Origin of the sequence: Corynebacterium mucifaciens, assembly GCF_012396315.1 — a bacterium.
Taxonomy (GTDB): domain Bacteria; phylum Actinomycetota; class Actinomycetes; order Mycobacteriales; family Mycobacteriaceae; genus Corynebacterium; species Corynebacterium mucifaciens.
Genome location: NZ_JAAXPF010000016.1, coordinates 22,135 through 28,134, shown reverse-complemented (window position 1 = coordinate 28,134; position 6,000 = coordinate 22,135). Strand labels below are relative to the sequence as shown.

The following is a 6,000-nucleotide window of genomic DNA, read 5'->3' as shown; positions in this document are numbered from 1 at the left end:
ACCGTCGGTTGAAGTCGACACTCGGCAAAGGGTGCACCACCATCGCCGAGCACCGGCAAGCATTAAGTGCGTAACAACGAGACAACGTCCCCCAAAACGCACTCCAACTTTTTGTCCGCACCCCCCTATTCGCCGAAAACAAGCGGTTAGCTGGGTCCACATAGCTGGATTTGGCGAACCCAGCGCAAACAGATGAGGTTAGATCGTCACCTGGCGGGACTTGATGTTGTCCAGCTGCTTGCGCTCTTCGGCCGAGAGTGCGGCGTCGTTGCCGTACTCGGCCTGGATCTGTCCGTCCAGCGCAGCCAGCGCAGACTCGTATGCACCGGCATCCACGGACGGGTCGAGGTCGAACACCGGCACCACCACGCCGTGGGTGCGGAACACGCCGGCGAACTTGGTGCCCTCGCCCAGGTTCAGCTCGCCACGCGCGGCGATGCGGGCCAGCGCGGAGAGCATCTGCGCCTCGTTGTCCTCGGTGCGCACCCACCGGATGTGGGCTTTGCCGCCGCCCGGGTTCACCCACCAAACCGCACCCGGCAGACCGTCGCCGACCTTTTCGGACGGCAAGACGGCGCTGTTGGCCTGCTGGAAGGCCTGCTGGATCTGCGGCGGCACCTGTGCGCCCTCGGGGAACCACCAGGAAAAGTCCTGGTAGGTGGCGATGGTGGGGGTGGCGGAGCCGTCGAGAAGCGTGGCCAGCTCCGGCTGCGAACCGTCGGCGACGGTGGACTGCAGCGTCTCGCCCGGTGCCGCATCCACCACCCAGTTCAGCGCGTAGGCGAGGTCGCGGCCCGGGTTTTGGGAGTGGGAGGTGACCTGCAGTGCAACGAAGCGCTCACCGCCCTCGCTTTCCTCGCGCACCAGCGCGGCGCCGGCGCCGGGCAGCACGGTCACGATGTTGACGGGCGTGCCTTTGACGTCGAACGTAGCGGTGGCGGAGGGCACGAACTCCTGCAGCGCGACGAGGTCCGCCTCGGCCGCGAGGCCGCCGAACGGGCGGGGGTCTTTCTGCAGCTGCTCGCGCTCGGCAGCGCGCGCGGCCAGTTTGGCCTCGCGGCGGGACATGCCCTCGGGCAGATCCTCGCGGTTCTTTTTCTTCTTCGGCTTGCGTTGCACCATGGGCGCAATCGTACCGGCAGGCCCATGGCAGCACCCGCCGCGAATACCAGCGGACGCTACGCCAGCGTCTCCAGCGCGATGTGCGGCAGGTCGGTGCCGATCAAGGTCGCGCCGTGGTGTTGAAGCCACAGCAAGTCCTTGGGCAGGTTTACGGTCCATACGTAGGTGCGGAATCGCCCGTCGAGAAGCTCGGGTTGCTGCCGAGCCAGCCGCACGCTCGGCCCGGCGCCGCATTCCCCGATCTGCTCGAACCGCTCGTCAGCAAGCAGGAACGTCTCCAGATCCGGGAGGAGCTGGTGGAACCGCTCGATCGCCTCCGGGTTGAAGGAGATGAGGTGGACGCGCGGATCACGCTCCATCCCGCGGGCGCGCAGCACGCGGGCCACCGCCTCCTCCAGCGCCGGGCCGAACGGGGAGGGGTGCTTGGTCTCTATCAGGATGTGCTTGCCGGGGTACTGCTCCAACAGGTCCAGCAGCTCGTCCAGCTGCATGATCTGCTGCGGGTCGTCCTCGGTGCCGACGTTGAGCTGGCGCAGCTCGTCCAGAGTCATCTGCCCTACCTCGCCGCTGCCGTCGGAGGTGCGGTCCACGGTGAGGTCATGGATGACCACTACTTCACCGTCCTGGCTCAGGTTGACGTCGCACTCGATTCCCGCGATGTCCAGCTTGAGCGCCTCCTCGAAGGCCCGGCGCGTGTTTTCGGGGTACAGGCCGTTGAAGCCGCGGTGCGCGATGATGCCGGTCATGTGCTTCCCCCTACCCAGCCAGCGCCGCTGACGGCACCTGGCCAAACGTTGCCAGAGCGACATCAGGCAGGTCGGTGGCAATCACATCGACGCCGTTGTCGGCACACCACTGCATCTGCCGCGGGGTGTTCACGGTCCACGTGTACGTCTTTAACCCCTGGTAGCCCAGCAGCTCGCGGCGCAGCTGCAGGTGCTGCAGCGCTGGCCCCACGCCGTAGGGGCGGGAGAGCATGCGGTTTTTCCTGTTCCACCGCATCTCTTTGAGCCGGAACAGGTAGAAGGTTTCCAGCTCTGGCGCCATCTCGGTAAAGTAGCGCACCGCGCGGTGGGAGAAGGAGATCACGTGCACGTTCTCGGATTCGTGCAGGCCCGCATAGCGGAGGCTGCGCAGCGTCTGCTCGTCCACCTCGGGCCCGTAGATGGTGGGGTGCTTGGTCTCAATGTAGAGGTGCTTGTCCGGGTGGTCCTGCATGAGCTCCAGCAGCTCTTCCAGGCGCATGATGCGCTGCGGCTCATCCGCGGTACCGCAGTTGAGCTGCCGCAGCTCCGCGAAGTCCAGGCAGTCCACCCGCCCCGAGCCGTCGGTGGTGCGCGACACCGACGCGTCGTGGAACACCACCAGGTGGCCGTCGCGACTTAGGCGCACGTCGCATTCGATGCCGTGGATGGGCAGTTTCAGCGCTTCCTCGAACGCCCGGCGCGTCAGCTCGGGATACCTGCCGGAAAATCCGCGGTGCGCCACGATCTTGGGCCCGTTGTGCTGCAGCGTGTGCTCGGTCTGCTCGCTCACGGCTTGGAGGCTACTCCCGCCCCGCCTCCCCCGCGACCGGAGCAAATTTGGGACAATCGCACCCGTGGCATTCCAGCTCCTGCGCGACACACGCAAAGCCCTGCACCAACTCCCCGCCGCGCTCGAGCGCGCCCGCGACCGCTACTCCGTGACACGCGACGGCCTTCTCGCGGTGCCCATCGCCGCCCTCGAGGTACTCGGCGACATCTCCCCCGGCGTGCGCATGCGGGGCCCTCGCCGCCTGCCGCCGAACTTCGGCGCGGGCCTCATCGGCGCTGAGGTGGCCACGTGGGGCGCGGTGTCGCCCTCCCTCCTGCCGCACAGTTGGTGGGCCACCGCGGCAAATGTGGGCGTGTTGCAGGGCATCGGACATGGCTTTGCGACGGTAGCTTCGCAAGCCCTCCGCCCCGCCCTCGGCGATTCCCCGCGCCGTCCGCTTCCCCTCCCGGTGCGGGTGGCCATGACCGGCGTCACCGTCGGCGTGTTCGCCACCTCCATGCGCCGCCGCGTGCATCAAGAACGGCTGGTAGAAAGCGATGACACATTCAAGGTGGGCGCGCAGATTGTGGGGGTCACGCTGGGCACCCTCGGCTACGGCGCGGTGCTGCTCGTTGGCGACGCGATCCAGACCTTCATCGACGCGATCAACGAGTTGCTGGGCAAGAAGCTGCCGCCGGTGGCGTCCTGGCCGCTGGCCATTGTCGGCGGCGGCGCCGTGCTCGTGGTGGTGGGCGACCAGATGGTCGTGCGCCGTTTCGCGGAACGCGTGAGCCGCCAGGCGCTGGAGCTGGACCGCGAGTTCCTGCGCGGCGCTGACCAGCCGCGCCGCCCGCAGCGCTCCGGTTCGCCGGATTCCGCGGTGGATTGGAACACGATGGGCCGCCAGGGCCGCGCGGTGGTTGCGGGCGGGCCCCGTAAGGAGGACATCGAGCGGCTGGTCAGCGGCGACGCGATGGAGCCGATCCGCGTCTTCGTGGGCTTGGACGCCAAGGCCGACGCCGACCCGGACTTCGAGGAGATGGCCGCGGTGGCCGTGCGCGAGATGCACCGCACCGGCGCGTTCGAGCGCCGCCACATCGCGGTGATGTCCGCGGCGGGCACGGGCTGGATCAACGACTTTCACACGTCCGGCTTCGAGTTTGTCACCCGCGGCGACTCCGCCATCGTGTCCATGCAGTACTCCTACCTGCCCTCGGCCTATTCCTACATGGCGGAACGCGCGAATCCGGTGCGTTCCTCGCGGGTGCTCATCGAGGCCATCCGGGGCGAGCTCGACCGCCTCGACCCGCACGCGCGCCCGAAGCTGTACATCGGCGGCGAATCGCTCGGCGCGTACGGCGTCTCCGACGCGTTCGACACCGTCGAGGAGTTTCTCGAGCAGACCGCCGGCGGCGTGTTCACCGGCACGCCGGGATTCGCGCGCAACCACAGCGAGCTGACCAAGCACCGCGCGAAGGGCTCGCCGCAACGCCTCCCGCTTATCGACGGCGGCCGCCACGTCCGCTTCACCGCGCACCCCGCCCACATCCGCCACGACTTCCGCGGCGAAAACTACACCAACGCCTGGGAGGAGCCGCGCTTCGTGTTCGCCCAGCACGCCTCAGACCCTGTGGTGTGGTGGGAGCCGAATCTGGCGTGGCGGGCACCGGACTGGCTCAAAGAGCCCGGCTCCCGCGGCGTGCCGGCGCCGCGGGAGCAGCACCTAGACGCGCTGGACACGATGCGGTGGATGCCGCTGGTGACGTTCTGGCAGGTGGGCATCGACCAGCTGCCGTCGAAGGATTACCCGTCCCCCCACGGGCACAACTACCACGACGAGACGGTCGCGTACTGGAACGCCGTCGTGCACGGACAGGGTGAGAACGCCGGTGCGGGCCTGCTCACGCGCCCCGAGCTCGTGCGGGTGGCGCGCTGGATCCACAACGACGCCACCAAGACCCGCATGCCCAAGGGCGGATTCCCCTCAAAGCACGGGTACTAGCTAGATCCCGCAGGCCACACCTGTGGAGTGATGCGGGCAGTAGCCGTTCGGCACCTTGTGCAGGTACTGCTGGTGCTCCTCTTCGGCCAGGTAGTACGTCACGCCATCCTTCTCCACGGACGCGACTTCGGTGGTGATGTCGCCATAGCCGGCGCTTGTCAGATCAGCCTCGTACTGGCGGATCCATGCACGGATCTGCTCGGCCTCCGCCTCGGTGTCCGGGTAGAAGGCGGAGCGGTACTGCGTGCCTACGTCGTTGCCCTGGCGGTAGCCCTGGGTCGGGTCGTGCGCCTCCAGCGCGGTCTTCACGATCTCCTTCAGCGAGATCACCTGCGGGTCGTAGACCACCTCCACCACCTCAACGTGGTTGGTCTGGCCGGTGCACACCTCGCGGTAGGTGGGGTTTTTGGTCACCCCGCCCGCGTAGCCCACGGAGGTGGACTCCACCCCGTCGAGCTGCCAGAACATCTTCTCGGCGCCCCAGAAGCAGCCGATACCGATGAGGATGCGCCGCTGCCCCTCCCGCCAGGGCCCGGTGGTCGGGGTGCCCAGCACTTCGTGGGCTCTCGGATTGGCCAGGACCGGCTCGGCGCGGCCGGGGAGGGCGGAGCTAGCGTCGACAAGCTTGGGCGAAGGTGCGAAAAGAAATCCCATGCCCCTTACAACGCAGGGCCCCGCGACACTGTTCCCAAATTTTCTCTACTATGGGTGGCGCAACTGATTCGCAGACGAAAGGAATCAATCATGGCTGTTTACGAGCTTCCGGAACTCCCCTACGCGTACGACGCGCTGGAGCCGCACATCTCCGCCGAGATTATGACCCTGCACCACGACAAGCACCACGCAACCTACGTTGCCGGCGCAAACGCCGCGCTTGAGGCACTCGAGGCCGAGCGCAACGGCGAGGCCAACCCGGATCGCCTCCGCGCGCTGTCCAAGAACCTGGCCTTCAACCTGGGTGGCCACACCAACCACTCCATCTTCTGGAAGAACATGGCACCGAACGCTGGCGGCACCCCGACCGGCCAGATCGCTGAGGCCATCGACCGCGACTTCGGCTCCTTCGAGGCCTTTAAGAAGCAGTTCTCCGGCGTTGCCACCGGCCTGCAGGGCTCCGGCTGGGCAGTGCTCGGCTACGACCACATCGCTGGACGCCTCATCATCCAGCAGCTGACCGACCAGCAGGGCAACGTCTCCGTGGACTTCACCCCGGTGCTCATGCTGGATATGTGGGAGCACGCGTTCTACCTGCAGTACAAGAACGTCAAGGCTGACTACGTCCAGGCATGGTGGAACGTTGTCAACTGGGACGATGTCAACGAGCGCTACGCAAAGGCAGCTGCTTAACGACGTCATATCGT

General features: G+C 67.0%; 6 protein-coding genes. 2 read left to right on the top strand and 4 right to left on the bottom strand.

What is annotated here, in order from left to right; all coding sequences use genetic code 11:
* Positions 1-198: 198 nt before the first annotated feature.
* Genes HF989_RS10270 through HF989_RS10260 form a run of 3 tightly spaced genes read right to left on the bottom strand, consistent with a single transcriptional unit; the run spans position 199 to position 2,658 of the window.
* Positions 199-1,122, bottom strand: coding sequence for a DUF5926 family protein (locus HF989_RS10270; RefSeq protein WP_168686238.1), 924 nt, complete (start codon positions 1,120-1,122; stop codon positions 199-201).
* A 56-nt stretch (positions 1,123-1,178) separates the two neighbouring features.
* Positions 1,179-1,868 (bottom strand): glycerophosphodiester phosphodiesterase, encoded by a 690-nt coding sequence (locus tag HF989_RS10265; RefSeq protein WP_168686237.1) that lies wholly within the window; start codon positions 1,866-1,868, stop codon positions 1,179-1,181.
* A gap of 10 nt (positions 1,869-1,878) precedes the next feature.
* On the bottom strand, positions 1,879-2,658 hold the full coding sequence (locus HF989_RS10260; protein ID WP_288865109.1) for a glycerophosphodiester phosphodiesterase: 780 nt from the start codon (positions 2,656-2,658) through the stop codon (positions 1,879-1,881).
* Positions 2,659-2,722: 64 nt separating this feature from the next.
* Between HF989_RS10260 and HF989_RS10255 the strand changes: the two genes are divergently transcribed.
* Positions 2,723-4,639, top strand: a complete 1,917-nt coding sequence (locus HF989_RS10255) for an alpha/beta-hydrolase family protein (RefSeq protein WP_343033606.1) — start codon at positions 2,723-2,725, stop codon at positions 4,637-4,639.
* On the opposite strand, the gene msrA is transcribed toward HF989_RS10255, so the two are convergent.
* Positions 4,640-5,293: a peptide-methionine (S)-S-oxide reductase MsrA gene (msrA, locus tag HF989_RS10250; protein ID WP_168686233.1), complete on the bottom strand. Its 654-nt coding sequence runs from the start codon at positions 5,291-5,293 to the stop codon at positions 4,640-4,642. It lies immediately after the preceding gene.
* A gap of 90 nt (positions 5,294-5,383) precedes the next feature.
* Here msrA and HF989_RS10245 point away from each other — a divergent pair, with 90 nt between their 5' ends.
* Positions 5,384-5,986 carry a superoxide dismutase gene (locus HF989_RS10245; protein ID WP_038613342.1) on the top strand — a complete coding sequence of 201 codons (603 nt, stop codon included), beginning with the start codon at positions 5,384-5,386 and terminating at the stop codon, positions 5,984-5,986.
* The last annotated feature ends 14 nt before the right edge of the window (positions 5,987-6,000 follow it).